17 protein-coding genes are annotated in these 22,004 nt (G+C 68.7%); 8 read left to right on the forward strand and 9 right to left on the reverse strand.

The genetic code is table 11. The annotated features are described in order from the left end of the window. Positions 1-83 precede the first annotated feature (83 nt). Entirely contained in the window at positions 84-1,049 is a 966-nt protein-coding gene (locus KF708C_RS08380; protein ID WP_059411453.1) for an N-carbamoyl-D-amino-acid hydrolase, read from the forward strand. Between the two features lie 63 nt (positions 1,050-1,112). On the opposite strand, the gene KF708C_RS08385 is transcribed toward KF708C_RS08380, so the two are convergent. Further along, positions 1,113-2,093: an aliphatic sulfonate ABC transporter substrate-binding protein gene (locus tag KF708C_RS08385; RefSeq protein WP_020203461.1), complete on the reverse strand. Its 981-nt coding sequence runs from the start codon at positions 2,091-2,093 to the stop codon at positions 1,113-1,115. A gap of 388 nt (positions 2,094-2,481) precedes the next feature. Between KF708C_RS08385 and KF708C_RS08390 the strand changes: the two genes are divergently transcribed. Genes KF708C_RS08390 through KF708C_RS08400 form a run of 3 tightly spaced genes read left to right on the forward strand, consistent with a single transcriptional unit; the run spans position 2,482 to position 8,511 of the window. Continuing rightward, entirely contained in the window at positions 2,482-5,712 is a 3,231-nt protein-coding gene (locus KF708C_RS08390) for an efflux RND transporter permease subunit (RefSeq protein WP_020203460.1), read from the forward strand. A gap of 4 nt (positions 5,713-5,716) precedes the next feature. Continuing rightward, positions 5,717-7,012, forward strand: coding sequence for an efflux RND transporter periplasmic adaptor subunit (locus KF708C_RS08395; RefSeq protein ID WP_059411454.1), 1,296 nt, complete (start codon positions 5,717-5,719; stop codon positions 7,010-7,012). Further along, a complete protein-coding gene (locus tag KF708C_RS08400; protein WP_059411455.1) occupies positions 7,009-8,511 on the forward strand; it encodes an efflux transporter outer membrane subunit in 1,503 nt (500 codons plus the stop codon). The genes KF708C_RS08395 and KF708C_RS08400 overlap by 4 nt, the downstream gene beginning before the upstream one ends. Before the next feature lie 265 nt (positions 8,512-8,776). On the opposite strand, the gene KF708C_RS08405 is transcribed toward KF708C_RS08400, so the two are convergent. From KF708C_RS08405 to KF708C_RS08415, 3 genes are all read right to left on the reverse strand, one after another. Continuing rightward, complete coding sequence (locus KF708C_RS08405; RefSeq protein ID WP_059411456.1) at positions 8,777-9,589, reverse strand: MetQ/NlpA family ABC transporter substrate-binding protein; 813 nt, start codon at positions 9,587-9,589, stop codon at positions 8,777-8,779. A 253-nt stretch (positions 9,590-9,842) separates the two neighbouring features. Continuing rightward, positions 9,843-11,117: an O-acetylhomoserine aminocarboxypropyltransferase/cysteine synthase family protein gene (locus tag KF708C_RS08410; protein ID WP_020203456.1), complete on the reverse strand. Its 1,275-nt coding sequence runs from the start codon at positions 11,115-11,117 to the stop codon at positions 9,843-9,845. Between the two features lie 160 nt (positions 11,118-11,277). Next, positions 11,278-12,246: an aliphatic sulfonate ABC transporter substrate-binding protein gene (locus KF708C_RS08415; RefSeq protein WP_059411457.1), complete on the reverse strand. Its 969-nt coding sequence runs from the start codon at positions 12,244-12,246 to the stop codon at positions 11,278-11,280. A gap of 705 nt (positions 12,247-12,951) precedes the next feature. Here KF708C_RS08415 and cyoA point away from each other — a divergent pair. The 4 genes from cyoA to KF708C_RS08435 are packed head-to-tail and all read left to right on the forward strand — an operon-like array spanning position 12,952 to position 16,917. Next, positions 12,952-13,920 carry a ubiquinol oxidase subunit II gene (cyoA, locus tag KF708C_RS08420; RefSeq protein WP_020203454.1) on the forward strand — a complete coding sequence of 323 codons (969 nt, stop codon included), beginning with the start codon at positions 12,952-12,954 and terminating at the stop codon, positions 13,918-13,920. Positions 13,921-13,928: 8 nt separating this feature from the next. Next, entirely contained in the window at positions 13,929-15,905 is a 1,977-nt protein-coding gene (cyoB, locus tag KF708C_RS08425) for a cytochrome o ubiquinol oxidase subunit I (RefSeq protein ID WP_029043706.1), read from the forward strand. A gap of 5 nt (positions 15,906-15,910) precedes the next feature. After that, positions 15,911-16,549 carry a cytochrome o ubiquinol oxidase subunit III gene (gene cyoC / locus KF708C_RS08430; RefSeq protein ID WP_059411458.1) on the forward strand — a complete coding sequence of 213 codons (639 nt, stop codon included), beginning with the start codon at positions 15,911-15,913 and terminating at the stop codon, positions 16,547-16,549. Further along, positions 16,549-16,917: a cytochrome o ubiquinol oxidase subunit IV gene (locus KF708C_RS08435; protein ID WP_020203451.1), complete on the forward strand. Its 369-nt coding sequence runs from the start codon at positions 16,549-16,551 to the stop codon at positions 16,915-16,917. The genes cyoC and KF708C_RS08435 overlap by 1 nt, the downstream gene beginning before the upstream one ends. A gap of 69 nt (positions 16,918-16,986) precedes the next feature. On the opposite strand, the gene KF708C_RS08440 is transcribed toward KF708C_RS08435, so the two are convergent. From KF708C_RS08440 to KF708C_RS08460, 5 genes are all read right to left on the reverse strand, one after another. Further along, positions 16,987-17,937: a TauD/TfdA dioxygenase family protein gene (locus KF708C_RS08440; RefSeq protein ID WP_059411459.1), complete on the reverse strand. Its 951-nt coding sequence runs from the start codon at positions 17,935-17,937 to the stop codon at positions 16,987-16,989. A 62-nt stretch (positions 17,938-17,999) separates the two neighbouring features. Further along, positions 18,000-18,839 carry an ABC transporter ATP-binding protein gene (locus KF708C_RS08445; protein WP_059411460.1) on the reverse strand — a complete coding sequence of 280 codons (840 nt, stop codon included), beginning with the start codon at positions 18,837-18,839 and terminating at the stop codon, positions 18,000-18,002. Between the two features lie 165 nt (positions 18,840-19,004). Beyond that, on the reverse strand, positions 19,005-19,799 hold the full coding sequence (locus tag KF708C_RS08450; RefSeq protein ID WP_059411461.1) for an ABC transporter permease: 795 nt from the start codon (positions 19,797-19,799) through the stop codon (positions 19,005-19,007). Positions 19,800-19,844: 45 nt separating this feature from the next. Beyond that, entirely contained in the window at positions 19,845-20,690 is an 846-nt protein-coding gene (locus tag KF708C_RS08455; protein ID WP_059411462.1) for an ABC transporter permease, read from the reverse strand. Between the two features lie 4 nt (positions 20,691-20,694). Continuing rightward, positions 20,695-21,792: an ABC transporter substrate-binding protein gene (locus KF708C_RS08460; protein ID WP_020203446.1), complete on the reverse strand. Its 1,098-nt coding sequence runs from the start codon at positions 21,790-21,792 to the stop codon at positions 20,695-20,697. Positions 21,793-22,004 lie beyond the last annotated feature (212 nt).

Raw genomic sequence — 22,004 nt, forward strand, 5'->3', positions numbered from 1 at the left:
GTCCATGAATCGACCGTAAGGCCGCCGCCGCGCGGCCGACCGGTTTCCTTTTTCCGCTGTTCCCTTTTTCCCGGAGCCTTTCCTTGTCCAGAATCCTGAATGTGGCCCTTGGCCAGCTTGGGCCGATCGCGCGCGCGGACAGCCGCCAGCGCGTGGTCGGGCGCCTGTGCGAACTGATGCGCGAGGCGCATGCCTGCGGCGCGCACCTGATCGTCTACCCGGAACTCGCGCTCACCACGTTTTTCCCGCGCTGGTACATCGAGGACCAGGACGAGATCGACAGCTTCTTCGAGCGCGAGATGCCCAACGCGGCGACGCAGCCGCTGTTCGATCTCGCGCGGGCGCTGGGCGTGGGTTTCTACCTCGGGTACGCGGAGCTGGCGACCGAGGCCGGCAAGCCGGCGCGCTACAACACCTCGATCCTGGTCGACCGCCAGGGCCGCATCGTCGGCAAGTACCGCAAGGTCCACCTGCCGGGGCATCGCGAGCACGAGCCGTGGCGCCGCTTCCAGCATCTGGAAAAACGCTATTTCGTGCCGGGCGGCGGGTTCGGCGTGAGCGAGGCGTTCGGCGGCAAGATCGGCATGGCCATCTGCAACGACCGGCGCTGGGCCGAAACCTACCGCGTCATGGGGCTGCAGGGCGCGGAGATGGTGCTGATCGGCTACAACACGCCGGTGCACAACGCGCCCGCGCCCGAGCACGACGACCTGTCGCTGTTCCACAACCAGCTGTCGATGCAGGCCGGGGCCTACCAGAACGGGTCGTGGGTGGTGGGGGTGGCCAAGGCCGGCGTGGAGGAGGGCGTGGACAGCATCGGCGGCAGCTGCGTGATCGCGCCGTCGGGCGAGGTGGTCGGCGCCTGCCTGACCAAGGGCGACGAGGTGGCCATCGCGCGCTGCGACCTGGATTTCTGCGCGGTCTACAAGCGCACCACCTTCAACTTCGACGCGCACCGGCAGCCGCACGCCTACCGCATGCTGGTGGAGCGGCGCGGCGAGACGCTGATGGCCGACGGCAGCCCGGTGGCGGCGGCCGGGTGCGATTGAGGCATGGTTCCAGATTTCAGGATGCGGCTGGCGCGGGACTGACGCGCCGCCGCGGCGCGGCGCTCAGGCCCGCTTCCACACGGGGGAGTCCGCCACCACCACCTTCTTCGGCAGGATCTTCTGGCTGGTGAAGGCATCGGCGATGCGCTGCTGCTCTTCCAGCGAGGCCGCGTCCACGGTCTGCACCTGATAGGTGCGGCGGCGGTTGGCCGCCTCCACCGTGGGCGCGTCCAGCCCGATCAGCGGCGCGTGCCACTGCGCGGCGGCGGCGGGGTTCTGCTTGATCCACTCGCCGGCGCGGCGCAGCTCGTCGTAGACCACCGCGAGCACGTCGGCGTGCTTCTGCGCGTAGGGCGTGGCGGCGAGGTAGAAGCGCCGGTAGCTCGACAGGCCCTTGCCGTCGCGCAGGATGCGCGCGTTGGCCTGGCGCTGCACGGCGGCCAGGAACGGGTCCCAGATCACCCAGGCGGCCACGCTGCCGCGCTCGAACGCGGCGCGCGCGTCGGCCGGGTTCAGGTAGGCCGGCTCGATGTCGCGGATGCTCAGGCCCGCGCCGGCGAGCGCCTCGAGCAGCAGGTAGTGCGCGCCGGCGCCCTTGGCGAAGGCCACGCGCTGGCCCTTCAGCTGGGCGATCTCCCGGATCGGCGAGTCCTGGCGCACCACGATGGCCTGCGCCTCGGGCGAGGGCGTCTCGATCGCGTAGTAGGTGAGGTTGGCGCCGGCGGCGAGCGCGAACGGCGGCACCGCGTCGGCCACGTCGGCGCTCAGGTCGAGGTTGCCGATGTTGAGCGACTCCAGCAGCGGCAGGCCGGAGGTGAACTCGTACCACTGGACCGACGCGCCGAGTGGCGCCAGCGCCTTTTCCAGCGTCTCGCGCGACTTCAGCAGGATCATCAGCGTGGACGATTTCTGGTAGCCGATGCGCAGCGTGTGCTTCTGCGCCTGCGCGCGCGCCGGCCCCGCCACGCCGAGCGCGGCGGCGGCGCCCGCCGCCAGCACCGCGTTCACCACCGTGCGCCGCCCCTTGTCGAATGCTTGCGTCATTGCCGTTCCTGCCTTATCCGTGCACAAGCGCAGCAGGGTAGGCGAGCGCGGGCCGGCAGGGAACGAAGAATGCCGCACAAGCTTATGCGTTTGGCCGGCGTCCGGCCGCCGCGGCGCGGCAAATGTCCATGCATTCTGGGTGCGGATAAATGTCTGCGTGAATGTATTTGCACCGCGCGCAACACCTTGGCATGCCGCTTGCCGGGGATTGCCGGGGCAGTCCACGCGATACGAAATGGCGTGCTATATTCCTTCACCGTCGACAGTACGGCGCATGTCAGTGCGCGGCAAAAGTCTCGCCGCGGGCATGCCGCCGGCGCGCCTTGGTCAGGTGCCGGGTCGACGTCCTGCAGGAATCCCGCTGTCCTTTCCACAAGAGACCCGCCCCGTGTCCATGGTCCAGCTGGCGCTGCGTCGCCCGTACACTTTTATCGTGATGGCGATGCTGATCGTGCTCGCCACACCCTTCGCGCTGCTGAAGATGCCGACCGACATCTTCCCCGAGATCAACATCCCGGTCATCAGCATCATCTGGAACTACAACGGCCTGTCGCCGCAGGAGATGGGCCAGCGCATCTCGGCGCAGAACGAGCGCAGCCTGACCACCACCGTCTCCGACATCGAGCACATCGAGTCGACGTCGCTCAACGGCGTGGCGATCATCAAGATCTTCTTCCAGCCCACCGCCAACATCCAGACCGCGATCGCGCAGGTGGTGGCGGTGGAGCAGTCGCAGCTGCGCCAGCTGCCGCCCGGCATCACGCCGCCGCTGGTGATCAAGTACTCGGCCTCCAGCATCCCGGTGGTGCAGCTCGGGCTGTCCAGCCCGACGCTGTCCGAGCAGTCGCTGTTCGACGCGGCCGTGAACCTGCTGCGCCCGCAGCTCATCACCATCCCCGGCGTGGCGGTGCCGTTCCCCTACGGCGGCAAGAACCGGCTGGTGTCGGTCGACCTGGACATGCAGGCGCTGCAGGCGCGCGGCCTCGCGCCGGCCGACGTGGTCAACGCCGTCAACCTGCAGAACCTGATCCTGCCGTCGGGCACGGCCAAGCTCGGCGAGACCGAGTTCAACGTCCGGATGAACGGCTCGCCCGACGCGATCGCCGGGCTCAACGACCTGCCGGTGCGCACCATCGGCGGCAACACCACGTACCTGCGCGACGTGGCCTACGTGCGCGACGGCTTCTCGCCGCAGACCAACATCGTGCGCCAGGACGGCCAGCGCGGCGTGCTGCTGTCGCTGCTCAAGAACGGCGCGGCCTCCACGCTCGACATCGTCAGCAACCTGCGCGCGATGCTGCCGCGCGCGCAGCAGATCATGCCGTCCGACGTGAAGATCACGCCGCTGTTCGACCAGTCGGTGTTCGTCAAGGCCGCGGTCAAGGGCGTGGTGTTCGAGGCGCTGATCGCCGCCGGCCTGACCGCCGCGATGGTGCTGCTGTTCCTCGGCAACTGGCGCAGCACGCTGATCATCGGGCTGACCATCCCGCTCTCGATCCTGGCCTCGGTGCTGATGCTGCACGCGCTCGGCGAGACCCTGAACCTGATGACGCTGGGGGGCCTGGCGCTCTCGGTCGGCATCCTGGTGGACCAGGCCATCGTCACCATCGAGAACATCGAGCGGCACATGCACCTGGGCAAGCCGCTGCTGGAGGCGATCGACGCCGGCGCCGGCGAGATCGGCGTGGCCGCGTTCGTCTCCACGCTGTGCATCTGCATCGTGTTCGTGCCGATGTTCTTCCTCGAGGGCGTGGCGCGCTTCCTGTTCGTGCCGCTGGCCGAGGCGGTGGTGTTCGCGATGGTGGCCTCCTACATCCTGTCGCGCACGCTGGTGCCGACGCTGGTGATGCTGCTGATGGGCGGCGCCCACGCGCACGCCGACGGCGGCAAGCCCAGCCTGCTGCAGCGGCTGTACCGCGGCTTCGACCGCCGCTTCGAGCACGTGCGGCGCGTCTACACGCTGGCGCTGTCGGCGCAGCTGGGCAACCGCAAGCGCTTCGCCACGGTGTTCCTCGGCTTCTGCGTGCTGTCGTGCGCGCTGATCCCGTTCCTCGGGCGCGACTTCTTCCCCACCGTGGACGCCGGCCAGATCCGCCTGCACATGCGCACGCCGACCGGCACCCGCATCGAGGAAACCGCGCGCGTGGCCGACCAGGTGGAGGCGGCCATCCGCGAGATGATCCCGCCCGACCAGCTCGAGACCATCCTCGACAACCTGGGCGTGCCCAACAGCGGCATCAACCTCTCCTACAGCAACGCCGGCACCATCGGCACGCTCGACGGCGAGATCCTGATGTCGCTGCGCGAAGGCCACCGGCCCACCGAGGAGTTCATCTCGCGGCTGCGCGCCGAGCTGCCCAAGCGCTTCCCCGGCGTGGAGTTCTTCTTCCAGCCGGCCGACATCGTCACGCAGATCCTGAACTTCGGCCTGCCGGCGGCGATCGACGTGCAGTTCACCGGCAACGACCTGCAGGGCAACGCGCGGCTCGCCGGCGAGCTGGTCAAGCAGATCCGCGAGATCCCCGGCGCGGTCGACGCGCACGTGCACCAGCGCAACGACTATCCCGCCATCAACCTCGACATGGACCGCACGCGGCTGCAGCAGCTCGGGCTGTCGGCGCAGAACGTCGGGCAGAACGTGCTGATCTCGCTGTCGGGCAGCGCGCAGACCGCCCCGGCGTTCTGGCTCAACCCGACCAACGGCATCGTCTACAGCGTGGCGGTGCAGACGCCGCAGTACAAGATCGACTCGCTCGACACGCTGCTCAACCTGCCGGTGGCCGGCGCCGGCAGCGCCGCGAACGCCGCGGCGCCCGCGGCCGGGGCCAGCCCGGGCAGCTCGCAGCTGCTGGGCAACCTGGTGCAGGCCTCGACCGCGCGCCAGCCGGCGGTGGCGTCGCGCTACAACATCCTGCCCGCCATCGACATCTACGTCAGCGTGCAGGGCACCGACCTCGCCAGCGTGGCGGGCAAGGTGCAGAAGCTGGTGGACCAGATGACGGGCAAGCTGCCGCGCGGCTCGCAGCTCGTGGTGCGCGGGCAGGTGCAGACCATGCAGTCGTCGTTCATCGGCCTGGGTGTCGGGCTGGCGATGGCGATCGTGCTGGTGTACCTGCTGGTGGTGGTGAACTTCCAGTCGTGGATCGACGCGGCGGTCATCATCGCCGCGCTGCCCGCGGCGCTGGCCGGCATCGCGTGGATGCTGTTCATCACCGGCACCACCTTGAGCGTGCCGGCGCTGACCGGGGCGATCATGACGATGGGCGTGGCCACCGCCAACAGTATTCTGCTGGTGTCGTTCGCGCGGCAGCGCCTGGAAGAAGGCGTGCCGCCGCTGTCGGCCGCGCTGGAGGCGGGCGCGACCCGCATCCGCCCGGTGCTGATGACCGCGCTGGCCATGATCATCGGCATGATCCCGATGGCGCTGGGCCTGGGCGAAGGCGCCGAGCAGAACGCGCCGCTGGGCCGCGCGGTGATCGGCGGGCTGCTGTTCGCCACCGTGTCGACGCTGTTCTTCGTGCCGGTGGTGTTCGCCGCCGTGCATCGCTGGCTGGCCGGGCGCAAGCCGCACGGCGGCACGGCCCATCCGCCGCTGGCTCCCACACATCAAGAGGGTTGAAGCAATGACCGAACAACGCCATGCAGAGCTGGGTCTGCACCTGGCTGACGACGAGGCCGGCGGGCAGGACCCGCACGAGCAGCTCAAGCGGCGCGAGGTGGCGCGGCGCACGCGCATCGCCGCGCTGGTGGTGCTGGCGCTGCTGGTGGTGGGCGCCGGGCGCACCATGATCAGCCGCTACGCCAACGCCAAGGCGCTCAAGACCGGCACCGAGGAGCGCGCCATGCAGTACGTGCAGACGGCGCTGCCGCAGACCGGCAGCAGCCAGTCGCTGGCGCTGCCGGGCACGCTGCAGGGTTACGTGCAGGCGCCCATCGCCGCGCGCGCCAACGGCTACGTGAAGCGCTGGACCAAGGACATCGGCGCGCGCGTGGAGAAGGGCGAGCTGCTGGCCGAGATCGAGACCCCGGAAATCGACCAGCAGTTGAGCCAGGCCATCGCCGCGCGCGAGCAGGCCGCCTCCAGCCTCGCGCTGGCGCGCAGCACGGTGGAGCGCTGGGAAGGGCTGCGCAAGAAAGACGTGGTGTCGCAGCAGGAACTGGACGAGCGCCGCAGCGCGGTGACGCAGGGCGTGGCCAACGTGGCCGCGGCCGACGCCAACGTGCAGCGCCTGCGCCAGCTCGAAGGCTTCAAGCGCGTGGTGGCGCCGTTCTCCGGCATCATCACGCGCCGCAGCGTCGACGTGGGCGACCTGATCGACGGCAACCGGCAGCTGTTCCTGCTCTCGCAGACCGATCCGCTGCGCGTCTACGTCAACGTGCCGCAGAGCTATGCCAACCTCGTCAAGCCCGGCCAGGAAGTGGTGGTGACGCAGGTCGAGCTGCGCGGCCAGGCCTTCAAGGGCGAGGTGGCGCGCACCGCCGCCTCGATCGACACCACCACCCGCACCATGCAGGTGGAAGTCAACCTGCCCAACCGCGAAGGCGCGCTGCTGCCAGGCGCCTACGTCACCGTCTCGCTGCCGCTCAAGAACAGCCAGGCGCTGCTGGCGCCGAGCAACGCGCTGCTGTTCCGCGGCGAAGGCACGCGCGTGGCCGTGGTGGACGCGCAGGGCAAGGTGACGCTGCGCCCGGTCAACCTCGGGCGCTACTACGGCACCACGGTGGAAGTGCTGGACGGGCTCGGCCTGCAGGACCGGCTGGTGCTCAACCCCTCCGACTCGATCGCCAACGGCGACCGCGTGGTGCTGGCGCCGGTGGCGCAGAACGGCGCGAAGAACGGCGCGGAAGGTGCCGGGCAGGGCGCAGGACAACAAAGCGCGGGACAAAGCGCCGCGCCGGCGGCGGAGGCCAAGCGATGAGGCTGCGGCGCCCGTCGCCGGTCCTCGCGCCGGCGCTTGCCGCGGCCCTCGCCGCGGCGATCCTGCTCGGCGGCTGCGCGGCCGGCCCCGACTACCGCAAGCCGGATTCCGAGCTGCCCGCGGCATGGAAGATCGAGCCGCCGTGGCGCGAAAGCACGCCCGGCGACAGCGTGGCCAAGGGCACCTGGTGGGAACGCTTCGGCGATGCCCGCCTCGATGCGCTCGAGCAGCAGGCGCTCGCGGCCAACCCCACGCTGGCCGTGGCCAATGCCCGCCTGGCGCAGGCCCGCTCGCAGGCCAACGCGGCCAATGCCGGGCTGTTCCCGCAGATCGGCATCAATGCGCGCGCGCAGCGCGCGGCCATCTCAGCCAACCGCCCGCTGACCAACTATGCGGCGCCGAACTTCGGCACCGTGCAGAACGACCTCACGCCCTCGTTCACGGTGGGCTACGAGCTCGATCTGGCCGGCCGCGTGCGGCGCACCATCGAAAGCGCCGAGGCCTCGGCGCAGCAGTCGCAGGCCGATTTCGAGAACGTGCGGCTGCTGCTGACCACCGACCTCGCCGCCAACTACTACAACCTGCGCGCGCTCGACATCGAGATCGATGTGCTGCAGCGCTCCATCGCGCTGCAGCGCCGCGCGCTCGATCTGGTCAGCGCGCGCCACGACCTCGGCGCCGCCTCCGGGCTGGACCTGGCGCAGCAGCAGGCGCTGCTCGACGCGACGCTCACCCAGGTGGACGTGCTGGCCAAGCAGCGCAGCCAGTTCGAGCACGCCATCGCCACGCTCACCGGCACCGCCGCGCCGCTGTTCGCGCTGGCGCCGGAGGTGGCCGAGCTGGTGCCGCCCGCGGTGCCGCTCGGCGTGCCGTCCGACGTGCTGGAGCGCCGGCCCGACGTGGCCTCGGCCGAACGCGCGATGGCCGCGGCCAACGCGCAGATCGGCGTGGCCAAGTCCGCGTTCTATCCGAGCGTGATACTCGGCTCGGCGATCGGCGGCGAGAGCGGCGCGTTCGGCTCGCTGTTCAACCTGCCCAGCCTGGTGTGGTCGGTCGGCGCCACGGCGGCGGTGACGCTGTTCGACGGCGGCAAGCTGCGCGCCAACCTGTCGTTCGCGCAGGCCGGATACGACGGCACCGTGGCCAACTACCGCCGCGTGGTGCTGACCGCGATGCAGGAAGTGGAAGACGGCATCACCGGCCTGTCCGCGCTGTCGCGCGCCAACGACCAGCAGCGGCGCGCCGTGGGCAGCGCGCGCCAGGTGCTCGACATGGCCACCGCGCGCTACGAAGGCGGCGCCACCGGCTACCTCGACGTGATCACGGCCCAGCAGGGCCTGCTCGGCGCCGAGCGCACGGCGGCGCAACTGCGCGGCCAGCAGATGCTGACCGCGGTGTTCCTGGTCAAGGCGCTGGGCGGCGACTGGGGCGGCGCCTCGACGCTGGCCGATGGCGGGGCGAAGGCGATGAAGGGGATGAAGCAGGTGGTGGCGAAGTAGCGGATGGGTCCGGCGGCGTGGCTGGCCATGCCGAAGGTTTGCACGCAAGCAGATTGCTCGCGTCATCAGCCCTGGCGCGAACCTCGACATACCGCTGGTTCGCTCCCCTCTCCCGCGTGCGGGAGCGGGAGAACACCTTGCCTAGGCGTATCTGGCGGCTTCGTTCATTGCCCTGGCGCGTTGCCCCGGAAAAAAAAGCGCCCGGACCAAGCCGGGCGCTTTTTGCTTCCAGGGCCCCGAAGGGCCGCGCTGCCTCAGCGCTGGTTCAGCGCTGGTACGCCGGCGGCAGGAAGCCCGCGAAGCGCTGCTGCGTGGTCGCCTTGAATTCCGGCGACTGGTAGGCGTCGCGGATGTCCTTGACGAACGGCTTGCCGAGGTCGGCGGTGCGCACGGCCACCAGGTTCATGTAGTAGTCGGGAATCTTCTCCAGCGACAGCGCCTCGGTCAGCTTCAGGCCGGAGGACAGCGCGAAGTTGCCGTTGACGAAGGCGTAGTCCACGTCGTCGAGCGAGCGCGGCAGCTGCGCGGCTTCGAGCTGGATCAGCTTGAGCTTGTTCGGGTTGGTCTCGATGTCGCGCTCGCTGGCGCGGATCGTGTCGGTGCCGGGCTTGAGCGTGACCCAGCCGATCTGCTGCAGGATCGCGATGGCGCGCGCCAGGTTGGACGGATCGTTGGGCAGCGAGACGGTGGCGCCCGGCTTCACTTCGGCCAGGGTCTTGTGCTTGTGGCTGTAGATGCCGATCGGCGCGGTCGGCACCTGCAGCACCTCGGACAGTTGCAGCTTGCGGTCGCCGGCGAACTTCTTCAGGTAGGCCACGTGCTGGAAGGCGTTGGCGTCGATGGCGCCATCGGCCAGCGCCAGGTTGGGCTGCACGTAGTCGCTGAACTCGACGATGGTGACCTTGTAGCCCTTCTTCTCCAGCAGCGGCTTGATGCCGTAGCGGATCTGGTCGGAGTACGGGCCGGCGGTGGCGCCGAAGCGGATTTCCTTCTTGTCCGGATCGGCCGCGCCGGCCGTCTGGATCACGCCGAGGGCAAGCACCGCGGCAATCAGTCGAATCCCGAAACCCATTTTCATCAAAGCTCCCCGTGTCGTTGGTGTGTATGGCGTGCCCGCGCGCGCTTTCAGCGGCGGGCGAGGGAGCCATTGTAGGGGGCTACCTATGCGCGAGGAACGAGTAAATATGCATGGGCATATAACTCGGGCGAATAAGGCGGATGGGTCTGGCGGGGTGGTGTGCGATGCGCCTGCCTTCTCCCGCGGTCCCTCTCCCGCAAGCGGGAGAGGGGGAACCTGCGGGAAACGACAGGCAGGGCGGGCAGCGCCGGCCTCAGGCCGCCGCCAGCGCCCGGTCGAGGTCTTCGAGCAGGTCGTCGATATGCTCGATGCCGATCGACAGGCGCACCATGTCCTCGCTCACGCCGGCGGCCTTCAGTTCGGCGGCGTCGAGCTGGCGGTGGGTGGTGGAGGCCGGGTGCGTGGCCAGCGACTTGGCGTCGCCGATGTTGACCAGGCGCGTGAACAGCTGCAGCGCGTCGAGGAAGCGCGCGCCGGCCTCGCGGCCGCCGCTCTTGAGGCCGAACGACAGGATGCCGGGGCCGCGGCCGCCGAGGTAGCGCTGCACCAGCGCGTGGTCCGGGTGCTCGGGCAGGCCGGCGAAGTTGACCCATTCGACCTTGGGGCTGGCCTTGAGGTGGCGCGCCACGGCCAGCGCGTTCTCGGTGATGCGGTCCAGGCGCAGGGCCAGGGTCTCGATGCCTTGCAGGATCAGGAAGGCGTTGAACGGCGACAGCGCCGCGCCGGTATTGCGCAGCGGCACCACGCGCGCGCGGCCGATGTAGGCGGCCGGGCCCAGCGCTTCGGTGTAGACCACGCCGTGGTAGGACACGTCGGGTTCGTTCAGGCGCCTGAAGCGGGCCTTGTGCTCGGCCCACGGGAACTTGCCGCTGTCGACGATGGCGCCGCCCACGCTGTTGCCGTGGCCGCCCAGGTACTTGGTCAGCGAGTGCACCACGATGTCCGCGCCGTGCTCGAACGGCCGGCACAGGTAGGGCGAGGGCACGGTGTTGTCGACGATCAGCGGGATGCCGTGGCTGTGCGCGACCTTGGCGATGGCGGCGATGTCGACGATGTTGCCGAGCGGGTTGCCGACCGACTCGACGAAGATGGCCTTGGTACGCTCGTCGATCAGGTCGCCGAAGGCGGCCGGGTTGCGGCCGTCGGCGAAGCGCGTCTCGATGCCGGACAGCGGCAGCGTGTGCGCGAACAGGTTGTAGGTGCCGCCGTAGAGCTGGCTGGCCGAGACGATGTTGTCGCCGGCCTCGGCGATGGTCTGGATCGCGTAGGTGATGGCCGCCATGCCGGACGCCAGCGCCAGCGCGCCCACGCCGCCCTCGAGCGCGGCCAGGCGCTGCTCGAGCACGTCGTTGGTCGGGTTCATGATGCGGCTGTAGATATTGCCGGGCACCTTGAGGTCGAACAGGTCGGCGCCGTGCTGCGCGTTGTCGAAGGCGTAGGCCACGGTCTGGTAGATCGGCACGGCCACCGCGCGGGTGGTGGGATCGGGGGAGTAGCCGCCGTGGACTGCAATCGTCTCGAGTTTCATGTTGTGGTTGCTGGATCTATGGTGATGGGAAGCCTGCCGGGAGCGGGCATGGTAGCAGCGCGGGCCGGCGCCCGCCAAGGCGGTGGCCGGTGATCGCACCGGGCCGCGCGCGGCCCGTGCCGGCGCTGCCCGGCGCTGCCCGGCGATACCCGCCGCCCGGTCACTGGCTGGCGAGCGGGAAGCTGGCCTGCCAGACGTTGTCCTTGACCTGGATCGGGGCCGGAATCAGCTTCTGCTGGTAAAACAGGTCGGCCACCTGCTGCTGGGCGGCCACCACGTCCGGCGTGACCGGGGTGGCGCCGTAGGGCACGCGCCGGAGCCAGGCTTCCACCACCTGCACTTCGAGGCCGACCGCGGGCGCGAGCAGGGCGGCGGTCTCGCCGGGGTTCTTCACCACCCACAGGCCGCTGGCGCGCAGTTGCTCGAGGATGGCGTTGACCGCCTGCGGGTGCGCCTTGACGAAGGCGCCGGCGGCTTCGTAGAAGTTGAACGGCGAGGGCACGTTTTCGTAGTCGGCGATGGTGCGCACCTTGAGGGCCTTCTGCGCCAGCGCGTAGTAGGGGTCCCACACCACCCAGGCGTCCACGTTGCCGCTCTCGAAGGCGGCGCGGGCGTCGGCCGGCGGCAGGTAGATCGGCTGGATGTCCTGCAGGCTCAGGCCGTTCTTCTTGAGCAGCTGCACCAGCAGGTAGTTGGAGCTGGAGCCCTTTTGCAGCGCGACGCGCCTGCCCTTGAGGTCGGCCACCGTGCGCACCGGGGACTTGTCGAGCACGAACAGGGCCTCGTTGGTCTTGCCACCGGGCTCGGCGCCGACGTAGACGAAGCTGGCGCGCGCGGCCTGGGCGAACACGGCCGGCGGCGCGCCGGTGTAGCCGAAGTCGATGCTGCCGGCGTTGAGCGCCTCCAGCAGTTGCGGGCCGGCCGGGAATTCCTTCCACTCGACCTTGAAGCCCAGCGGCGCGAGCTTCTTCTCGAGCGAGCCCTGGGCCTTGAGCACGGCGAGCAGGCCGGCCTTCTGGTAGCCCACGCGCACGGCCTGGTCGGCGGCGGCGGCGCCGGCGGACCAGGCCAGCGCGGCGAAGGACAGGGCAAGGCCGAGGCGGCGGGGCCAGTTGCGCAACAGGGTCATGCGATTTCTCCGGAAGGGTGGCGGGGATCGGGAAGATCCGGCTGGGCCCTATGGTTGCGAAATCGCGGTGGCAGGGGAAGGAAGCTTATTGCATTTGGATAGAACCGGGCGGGCCGCCCGAGGTCAGACCGGAGGCCGCCGGCGCGGCGCGCAGGCGACGCGCGGACGGTGGAAGACCGCCGCGCGGGCCGCGCCTGCGCGTTGCAATTTGTGCAACTGCTTTCAAGGGTGCGCACCCTGCGACACCTTGCCGCAGTCAGGATGTTTCTGAACAAGCGCACCGTTCACCGCACGATCGCGCGAGATGCCGTATTGTCCTGTTTGGCGGACAGTGTGTTCCTGTTCCCGGGTTTACCCTCGTTGTTGCGATGCGGTAGATTCGCGCCACGATGTCTGACGGCCCCCGATTCTCATCAATAAACCACGTTTGCCGCACCGGCAGGCGTGTCGAGCATCGTCACCGCAACATCCTCCTGTGTGGACCGCCGCAGTCCCGCAACGCTCTGTCCAGCAAGGACCGGGCCATCCTGCCCAACCCGTCCCACAAGGACCAGGCCAGTCCGCCGCTGATTGGCGCTTCTCCGGGCCGGCAGGCCGCCTGAACCGAGTTTCCCCCAAGCCTTAAGTCGTCTGCCTCTTGCTTGCGCATCGGGCGGCAAAACCACGCCGCGCCGTCGTTCCGTGGCTTACTCAACCAGTCGTGACATGAAGATACCCGAACTTCCGCGTTGGACGCGGTTCCTGCCCGGTGGCGCCCTGCTGCTGCTGGCCGGCTGCAACATGACCGTGCTAGATCCGAAGGGCCAGATCGGCGCCGACGAAAAGAACATCATCCTGATCGCGACCTGGCTGATGCTGCTGGTGGTGGTGCCGGTGATCATCCTGGTGTTCACCTTTGCCTGGAAGTACCGCGCAAGCAACAAGAACGCCCGCTACGAGCCGGACTGGTCGCACTCGACCGGGATCGAGGTGGTGGTGTGGCTGATCCCGTGCCTGATCATCCTGGTGCTGGGCATCATCACCTGGAAGTCCTCGCACGACCTGGACCCGTACAAGCCCATCGAGTCGGACGTCAAGCCGATCACGATCGAGGCCGTGGCGCTGAACTGGAAGTGGCTGTTCATCTATCCCGAACTGCACATCGCCACCGTCAACGAGATCGCGTTCCCGGTCAACACGCCGGTGAACTTCAAGATCACGTCCGATTCGATCATGAACTCCTTCTTCATCCCGCAGCTGGGCAGCCAGATCTACGCGATGGCGGGGATGGAGACCAAGCTGCACCTGATCGCCAACGAAGCCGGCAGCTATGACGGCATGTCGGCGAACTACAGCGGCGGCGGCTTCTCGGGCATGAAGTTCAAGGCCAAGGCCGTGTCGAACTTCGACTTCGAACAGTGGGTCAAGCAGGTCCGCGCCTCGTCGCGCGAGCTGAACCTGGCCGACTACGAACAACTGGCCAAGCCCAGCGAGAAGGAACCCGTGACGCTGTTCGCCAAGGTCGATCCGCAGCTGTACCACGGCATCCTGCACAAGTACATGGACGGCGCCGGCGGCGCGATCGCCGGCAACGGCACCTCGTTCGGTCCTGTCTGCACCTCGCGCAACACCCTCGGCGAGAGCCAGGTGTCCCTGGCCGCGCCCGCTAAGTCGGCGCCGGGCTCGAATTCCTAGGAGTAATGATGTTTGGCAAATTGAGTTTGGATGCCATCCCGTTCCACGAGCCCATCGTCATGGGCACGTTGTCGGTGGTGGCCCTGGGCGCGCTGGCGGTGTTCGCGCTGATCACCTACACCCGCAAGTGGGGCTGGCTGTGGAATGAGTGGTTCACCTCGGTCGACCACAAGAAGATCGGCATCATGTATTCGGCCGTGGCGATGGTCATGCTGCTGCGCGGCTTCGCCGACGCGATCATGATGCGCACGCAGCTGGCGCTGTCCACCAACGGCTCGCCGGGCATCCTGCCGCCCGAGCACTACGACCAGATCTTCACCGCCCACGGCGTGATCATGATCTTCTTCGTGGCGATGCCGCTGATGACGGGCCTGATGAACCTGGTCGTGCCGCTGCAGATCGGCGCGCGCGACGTGGCCTTCCCGTTCCTCAACACGCTGAGCTTCTGGCTGTTCGTGGCCGGCGCGATGCTGGTCAACGTCTCGCTGGGCGTCGGCGAGTTCGCGCGCACCGGCTGGCTGGCCTACCCGCCGCTGTCGGGCCTGCAGTTCAGCCCCGGCGTGGGCGTGGACTACTACCTGTGGAGCCTGCAGATCTCCGGCCTGGGCACCTTGCTCACCGGCGTGAACTTCCTGGTCACCATCCTCAAGATGCGCGCCCCGGGCATGACCCTGATGCGCATGCCGGTGTTTACCTGGACCGCGCTGTGCACCAACGTGCTGATCATCGCCTCGTTCCCGGTGCTGACGGTCTCGCTGGCGCTGCTGGGCCTGGACCGCTACTTCGACATGCACTTCTTCACGAACGAAATGGGCGGCAACGCCATGATGTACGTGAACCTGATCTGGATCTGGGGCCACCCCGAGGTGTACATCCTGGTGCTGCCGGCATTCGGCATCTTCTCGGAAGTCATCTCGACCTTCTCGGGCAAGAAGCTGTTCGGCTACAAGGGCATGGTCTACGCGACCTGCGCCATCATGGTGCTGTCGTTCCTGGTCTGGCTGCACCACTTCTTCACGATGGGCTCCGGCGCCAGCGTGAACGCGTTCTTCGGCATCACCACCATGATCATCTCCATCCCGACCGGGGTGAAGATCTTCAACTGGCTGTTCACCATGTACCGCGGCCGCGTGCGCATGACCACGCCGGTGATGTGGACGCTGGGCTTCATGGTCACGTTCGTGATCGGCGGCATGACCGGCGTGCTGATGGCCGTGCCCGCCGCTGACTTCGTGCTGCACAACAGCCTGTTCCTGATCGCCCACTTCCACAACGTGATCATCGGCGGCGTGCTGTTCGGCTACCTGGCCGGCATCACCTACTGGTTCCCGAAGGCGTTCGGCTTCAAGCTCGACGAGCGCCTGGGCAAGTGCGCCTTCTGGTGCTGGCTGGTCGGCTTCTACCTGGCCTTCATGCCGCTGTACGTGCTCGGCTTCATGGGCATGACCCGCCGCCTGAACCACACCGACAACCCGGCCTGGAACCCGTTCCTGTACGTGGCCGTGTGCGGCGCCGCGCTGATCGGCCTGGGCGTGGTGTTCCAGGTGCTGCAGATCGTGGTGAGCGTGCGCAACCGCAAGGCGCTGGCCGACGTCACGGGCGATCCGTGGAACGGCCGCACGCTGGAGTGGTCCACCTCGTCGCCGCCGCCGTTCTACAACTTCGCGCACACCCCGGTGGTGCGTGACCTGGACGCCTTCGCCGACATGAAGGCCCGCGGCGAAGCGCCGAAGCAGGAAGCGCACTACGAGCAGATCCACATGCCGAAGAACACCGGCGCCGGCTTCTACATGGGCGCGTTCAGCTTCGTGCTGGGCTTCGCCGCGACCTGGCACATCTGGTGGCTGGCGATCGTGGGCCTGGTGGGCATGATCGTGTCCTTCATCTTCCGCAGCAACGACGACCACATCGACTACTACGTGCCCGCACGCGAAGTCGAGGCAGTCGAAAAGACCCACTTCCAGCGCGTCGCGTCGCAGGCCTGAAACCTATGTCCACACAAGTCCTAGACCGTCATTCCGCGCATGCCGCAGGGCATGCCCATGACCATTCGCACGACCACACCCATCACGACACCAGCGCCAACACCGTGTTCGGCTTCTGGGTCTACCTGATGAGCGACTGCATCATCTTCGCCGGTCTGTTCGCCGCTTTCGCGGTGCTGCGCGGCGAAGTGGCGGGCGGCCCCTCGGGCAAGGAACTGTTCGAACTGAACTACGTCCTGGTCGAGACCTTCCTGCTGCTGTTCTCGAGCCTGACCTCGGGCATGGCGATGGTGGCCCTGCACAACGGCCAGAAGTCCCGCCTGCAGTTCTGGCTGGCCATCACCTTCCTGTTCGGCGTGGCCTTCATCGGCATGGAAATCAACGAGTTCCATCACATGATCGCCGAAGGCGCGGGCCCCAACCGCAGCGCCTTCCTGTCGTCGTTCTTCACGCTGGTCGGCACCCACGGCCTGCACGTGGCCAGCGGCCTGCTGTGGATGGCCGTGCTGATCTGGCAGATCGCCCGCAAGGGCCTGACGCCGACCGTGGGCAAGCGCCTGGCGTGCTTCGCGCTGTTCTGGCACTTTCTGGACATCGTCTGGATCGGCGTGTTCACCGTGGTCTACCTGATGGGAGCGATGTAATGGAACACAGCAACGTCTCGACCGCCGGCCACGGCGCGCACGGCACCAGCGCCGGCGGCGCCAGCCACAGCAGCGTCAAGAACTACGTGATCGGCTTCGTGCTGGCGGTCATCCTGACCGTCATCCCGTTCCGCCTGGTGATGGGCGGCGGCGGCACGGTCGCCGCCGGCACCACGCTGGCCGTCATCCTCGGCCTGGCCGTGGTGCAGATCGTGGTGCACCTGGTGTACTTCCTGCACATGGACCGTTCCTCGGAGCAGCGCTGGAACGTGATGGCGCTGGCCTTCACCGCGCTGATCCTGCTGATCGTGATCGCAGGTTCGCTGTGGATCATGCACAACATGAACCAGAACATGATGGTGCACTGAGGATCTTCCTCCGGCGTAAAGACAAAGGCGGCCCGCGGGCCGCCTTTGTCGTTTCCGGAGTCCGGCTGCCTATGCCGCCGCGCGCGCGTGCGCCGCGTGGTTGGCCGGCTCGCCCGCCTTGGGCGCGCCGGACTTGACCGCGACGCTGCGCCGGCCGTCCACGCCGACCGGCACGTCGCCGGCGATGGTCACGCGCCGCACCACGCGCTTGGCGTCGCCGTAGTCGTTGATGGCGTAGTGCTGGGTGGCGCGGTTGTCCCAGATCGCCACGTCGCCGGCGCGCCAGCGCCAGCGCACGGTGTTCTCCAGGCGGTGCACGTGGTCCTGCAGCACGGCCACGAGGTGCTGCGAGTCCGAGCCCGAATAGCCGAGCAGCTTCTTGACGAAATGCCCGAGCACCAGCGTGCGCTCGCCGGTTTCCGGGTGCACGCGCACCACCGGGTGCTCGGTCTCGTAGATGGCCGAGGTGAAGACCTCGCGGTAGCGCTTGATGGCGTCGGTGCTGACCGTGGTGCGCGTGGCGGCGTAGTCGTAGTCGTTGGTGTGCAGCGCCCACAGGCGGTCGGCCAGCTCGCGCAGGCCCTCGGGCAGGTCCTGGTAGGCGGTGGCGGTGTTGGCCCACACGGTGTCGCCGCCGGCGGCCGGGATGATCACGCCGCGCAGCACCGAGACCTGCGGGTAGGCCAGGTCGAAGGTGACGTCGGTATGCCAGGAGTTGGCGCGCCCGCCGTGCTCGGAGTCGAGCTCCAGCAGGAAGCGCGTGCCGTCGCGCGAGGGCACGGTGGGGTGGGGCACCGGCGTGCCGAACAGGCTGGCGAAGCCTTCCTGCGCGGCGTCGTCGAGATGGTCCTGGCCGCGGAAGAACAGCACCTTGTGGCGCAGCAGCGCCGCGCGCACGGCGGCAAAGGTGGCGGCGTCGAGCTGCGGCGAGAGCCGCACGCCGCGGATCTCCGCGCCGATGCGCCCGGCTACCGGGTGGATGTCGAGTTCGACTTGCGATGCGGCGTGCTGCTGGGTCATGGCGTTCTCCCGTGGGTCTAGTCCTGCGTTGGTGTCCGGCGCCTGCCGGCGCGCTTCAGATTTCAGATGGCGAAGCGGATATTGGGCGGCAGCCGCGTGGCGTCCGCGTCCGGCTCGCGCCTGACCGGCGCCTCGGCCAGCTCGGCCAGGCGCCCGGTGAATTCCTGCAGCACGTCGTCCTTGACGCGCGCGAAGGCGGCCGAGGCGCGCTCGCGCGGGTGCGGCAGCGGCACCGGCAGGATGCGGCGGATGCGGCCCGGGCGCGGCTCCATCACCACCACGCGGTCGCCCAGGTAGACGGCTTCCTCCACGTCGTGCGTGACCAGGATCATGGTGATGCCCTCGGCCTGCCAGATGCGGTGCAGCTCCTGCTGCAGGTAGGCGCGCGTGAGCGCGTCGAGCGCGCCGAACGGCTCGTCGAGCAGCAGGATTTCCGGGCGCGTGACCAGCGCGCGCGCGATCGCCACGCGCTGCGACATGCCGCCGGACAACTGGTGCGGAAACGCGGTCTCGAAGCCGGCCAGCCCGACCAGCTCGATGTGCTCGCGCACCGTGCGGCGCTTGTCGGTCTCGGTGATGTTGGCGTTGAGCAGCGCCATGCGGATGTTCTGCTCCACCGTCAGCCACGGGAACAGCCGGTGCTCCTGGAACACGATGCCGCGGTCCAGGCTGGTGCCCGCCACGCGCTTGCCGTCGAGCAGGATCTCGCCCTTGTAGTCTTCTTCCAGCCCGACCACCAGCCGCAGCAGGGTGGACTTGCCGCAGCCGCTGGCGCCGACGATGCTGACGAACTCGCCCGGGGCGATCGACAGCGTGATGTCCTCCAGCACAGGCAGGGCCGCGCCCTTGACCTGGTATTGCTTGCGCAGGTGCTCGATGCTGAGCGTGCCGGCGTGCGCCATGTGGTTCTCCGGAAAAGATGAGGCAGTGCGAAGAAAAGGGAAAGGGAGGTGCTGTCAAAGAGAAGCGAAGCGGTCCTGGCCAGGCGCGCGGCCGCAGACAGTACAAGCGGTACGGCAGGGCCGCGCGACGACGCCAGGATCTCTTTGATCGTGCCTCCTGGCATCCTAGAAGGCGGCGACCGAGCGGCCGCGCCAGGCCAGCAGGCGGCCTTCGATGCGGCTGGCGATCCAGTTCAGCGTGAAGCCGACCAGCCCGACCACGATCACGCCGAAGATCACCAGGTCCATCCAGAAATTCTCGCGGCCGTCGATCATGGTGTTGCCGATGCCCTTGCCGGCCACCAGCAGGTATTCGGCGCCGAGCGTGGCCAGCCACGCATAGATCAGCGCCAGGTGGATGCCGGCGAAGATCGACGGCGAGGCCGCCGGCAGCACCACGCGCAGCAGCACCTGCCAGCGCGAGTACTTCAGCACGCGCGCGACCTCCAGCAGGTCGGCCGGCACGCCGCGGATGCCCTCGAAGGTGTTGAGCACCACCGGGAAGAACGCCGCCAGCGAGAGGAACACCACCTTGGCGGTGTCGCCGAGGCCGAACCACACCGAGATCAGCGGGATCCACGCGAACAGCGAGATCTGCTTGATGGTGTGGAAAGTGGGCCCGGCCAGCTGCTCGAACAGGCGCGACAGCCCCAGCGCCGCGCCGAACGCCAGCCCCACGCTGGCGCCCAGCGCGAAGCCGGCCAGGTCGCGCCACAGGCTCGCGCGCAGCGCCTCGAACAGGGCGCCGCTGCGCACCTGCTGCACCGCCGTGTCCCACACCTTGGAGACCGGCACCAGCAGCGGCGAGGTGCTCCAGCCGAAGCGCACCGCGGCCCACCACAGCACCACCAGGGAGATCGGCAGGACCCAGCCGCGCAGCGGCCGGGGAATGCGCAGGGCGCGTTTGGATGATTCCGCCATCTTGGTTCCTTCGCTATCGGTTCGTCGTGCGGCCAGGAAGGGCGATCACAGGCCGGGCTTGCGCCAGCGCAGCACCGCCGCCTCGGCCAGCGCCAGCGCCTTGTCCAGCGCGAAGCCGACCGCGCCGACCACGATCACCGCGGCGATCACCATGTCGAGCTGGAACAGCTGGCGGCCGTACACGATCATGTAGCCCAGCCCCTCCGACGAGGCCAGCAGCTCCACCACCACCAGCGCCAGCCACGCATGCGTGAGGCCGTAGCGGATGCCGTTCCAGATCGGCGCGGCGGCGGCCGGGAACACCACGCGCGACAGCATCTGCCAGCGCGTGAAGCGCAGCACGCGCGCCACCTCGATGTAGCGCGTGGGCACGTTCTGGATGCCCTTGTAGGTGTTGAGCGCGATCGGCACCAGCGAGGCCTTGGCGATCAGGATGATCTTGAGCGCCTCGTCGATGCCCACCAGCAGCATCAGCAGCGGCAGCCAGCCCAGCACCGGCACCTGGCTGAAGGCCTTGAAGGTGGGGTAGACGTAGTCGCGGAAATTCGGCGACAGGCCCATGCCCACGCCGAGCGCGAGGCCGCCGGCCAGGCCCACGGCAAAACCGCCGGCCACGCGCATCGCGCTGACGGCGAGGTTGGCCTGCAGCTCGCCGCTCTGGTAGAGGTCGGAGAGCGTGTGCCACACCGCGTCGGGCGCGGGCAGCACCTGCGGCGGGATCCACTCGAAGCGCGCCGCCACGTACCAGCCCAGCAGCAGCGCCAGCGGCACCGGCCACGCCAGCAGCCACGCCAGGTGCTGGCGGCCGGGGCGCCAGCGGCGCGGGGGCGCGGCGCTTTCCGTGGCGGCGGGTCCCGCCGGCGGCAACGCCAGGGTTTCGTTGGCCGCCATCGCGTCAGGCTCCGAGGATCTTGCCGTTGGCCTGGTAGACCGGCCAGTAGCTCTGCAGGCTCAGGTCGTCCAGCGCCGCCTTGAGGAAGCGCGTGTCGATCCACTGGTCCACGTCGAAGCGCGCGCGCGACAGGCGCAGGCGGTAGGCCTGCTCGGTGGCGTCCTTGTAGCGCGCCACCAGGAACGGGTCGAAGTTCGGGTTCACGCGCACGCGCAGCGGCTCGCCTTCGTAGTCTTCCTTCCAGTGCTCGTAGGGCGTGCCGGCGCGCGCCCAGGTGTGCAGCACGTCGTCGCGGTTCTTCTCGTCGGAGGCCCAGCGCGCGGCCTGCACCGAGGTCTTGACGAACTGCTGGGTGGCTTCGGGGTACTTGCTGGCGAACTCGTCGGTCACCAGCACGTGGCTCTGGCGCGTGTAGATCGGCGACTGGTTCTTGCTCGAATAGAGGATGCGCACCGCGCCCTTGTCGCGCAGGCGCAGGATGTCCATCGCGCCGATGGCGGCGTCGAGGTCGCGCGTGGTGAGCGCGGCCAGGTAGCTCGCGGTGTCGAGGTTGAGCAGGCGCAGGTCCTTCTCGGCGAGGCCGTTGGCTTCGAGCAGGCGCAGCGCCGGCAGATGCATGTTGGTGCCCTTGAACAGCGACACACGCTTGCCGCGCAGGTCCGCCACGGTCTTGAGCGGCGAATCGGGCGGCACGCCGATATAGATATTGGTGCGCACGCTGGTGGCCAGCACCAGCCGCGTCTTCAGGCCGGCGGCGCGCGCCACGATGGCGGGCAGGTCGCCCTGCAGCGCGAAATCCAGTTGCTTCGTGCTGAGCGCTTCGTTGACGGCCGGGCCCGCGCCCTTGAAGAAGTACCACTCGACGCGCGTGCCGGCCGGCTTGAAGGCTTCCTCCAGCCAGCCGCGCGCGTGGGCGATCGACAGCGAGCTGCCGCCGAAGCTGGGCGGCGTGCCGGTGGCCGGCTGCGCCACGCCGATGCGGATGACGTCCGGGCGCGCCGCGCCGGTGGCGCTGAACACGCTCAGCGGGGTGGACGCGGCGGCGGCGCCAAGGCCGGACCAGGCAAGGTGTTTGAGCAGGCTGCGGCGCGTGAGGGGCATTGTGTTCTTGTTCCTGTGCGGGGCGGTGGTCGGGGAATCGACGGCTCCCAAGATACGCGGCGCCCGCGGCGCGGCAGAAGGAATGTTTTTGGTTTTGGTTATCGGCTGCGCGCATATGCGGCGGCGCATATGGGCATGCGTTTTCCTTCCTTCCGCGAGGCCGCGCGCAGGCATAGAGTGCGCGGTTTCCGGCGGCCGTTTCTTACGTGCCG

The sequence above is a fragment of the Cupriavidus basilensis genome (genome assembly GCF_000876015.1).
GTDB classification, from domain to species: Bacteria; Pseudomonadota; Gammaproteobacteria; order Burkholderiales; family Burkholderiaceae; genus Cupriavidus; species Cupriavidus basilensis_B.

What these genes read in the sequence shown, in the direction of transcription:
- KF708C_RS08385 (WP_020203461.1), bottom strand. Translation starts at nt 2,093, where the DNA reads ATGACGCAAGCATTCGACAAGGGGCGGCGCACGGTGGTGAACGCGGTG.
- KF708C_RS08395 (WP_059411454.1), top strand. Translation starts at nt 5,717, where the DNA reads ATGACCGAACAACGCCATGCAGAGCTGGGTCTGCACCTGGCTGACGAC.
- KF708C_RS08400 (WP_059411455.1), top strand. Translation starts at nt 7,009, where the DNA reads ATGAGGCTGCGGCGCCCGTCGCCGGTCCTCGCGCCGGCGCTTGCCGCG.
- KF708C_RS08405 (WP_059411456.1), bottom strand. Translation starts at nt 9,589, where the DNA reads ATGAAAATGGGTTTCGGGATTCGACTGATTGCCGCGGTGCTTGCCCTC.
- KF708C_RS08410 (WP_020203456.1), bottom strand. Translation starts at nt 11,117, where the DNA reads ATGAAACTCGAGACGATTGCAGTCCACGGCGGCTACTCCCCCGATCCC.
- KF708C_RS08415 (WP_059411457.1), bottom strand. Translation starts at nt 12,246, where the DNA reads ATGACCCTGTTGCGCAACTGGCCCCGCCGCCTCGGCCTTGCCCTGTCC.
- cyoA (WP_020203454.1), top strand. Translation starts at nt 12,952, where the DNA reads ATGAAGATACCCGAACTTCCGCGTTGGACGCGGTTCCTGCCCGGTGGC.
- cyoB (WP_029043706.1), top strand. Translation starts at nt 13,929, where the DNA reads ATGTTTGGCAAATTGAGTTTGGATGCCATCCCGTTCCACGAGCCCATC.
- cyoC (WP_059411458.1), top strand. Translation starts at nt 15,911, where the DNA reads ATGTCCACACAAGTCCTAGACCGTCATTCCGCGCATGCCGCAGGGCAT.
- KF708C_RS08435 (WP_020203451.1), top strand. Translation starts at nt 16,549, where the DNA reads ATGGAACACAGCAACGTCTCGACCGCCGGCCACGGCGCGCACGGCACC.
- KF708C_RS08440 (WP_059411459.1), bottom strand. Translation starts at nt 17,937, where the DNA reads ATGACCCAGCAGCACGCCGCATCGCAAGTCGAACTCGACATCCACCCG.
- KF708C_RS08445 (WP_059411460.1), bottom strand. Translation starts at nt 18,839, where the DNA reads ATGGCGCACGCCGGCACGCTCAGCATCGAGCACCTGCGCAAGCAATAC.
- KF708C_RS08450 (WP_059411461.1), bottom strand. Translation starts at nt 19,799, where the DNA reads ATGGCGGAATCATCCAAACGCGCCCTGCGCATTCCCCGGCCGCTGCGC.
- KF708C_RS08455 (WP_059411462.1), bottom strand. Translation starts at nt 20,690, where the DNA reads ATGGCGGCCAACGAAACCCTGGCGTTGCCGCCGGCGGGACCCGCCGCC.
- KF708C_RS08460 (WP_020203446.1), bottom strand. Translation starts at nt 21,792, where the DNA reads ATGCCCCTCACGCGCCGCAGCCTGCTCAAACACCTTGCCTGGTCCGGC.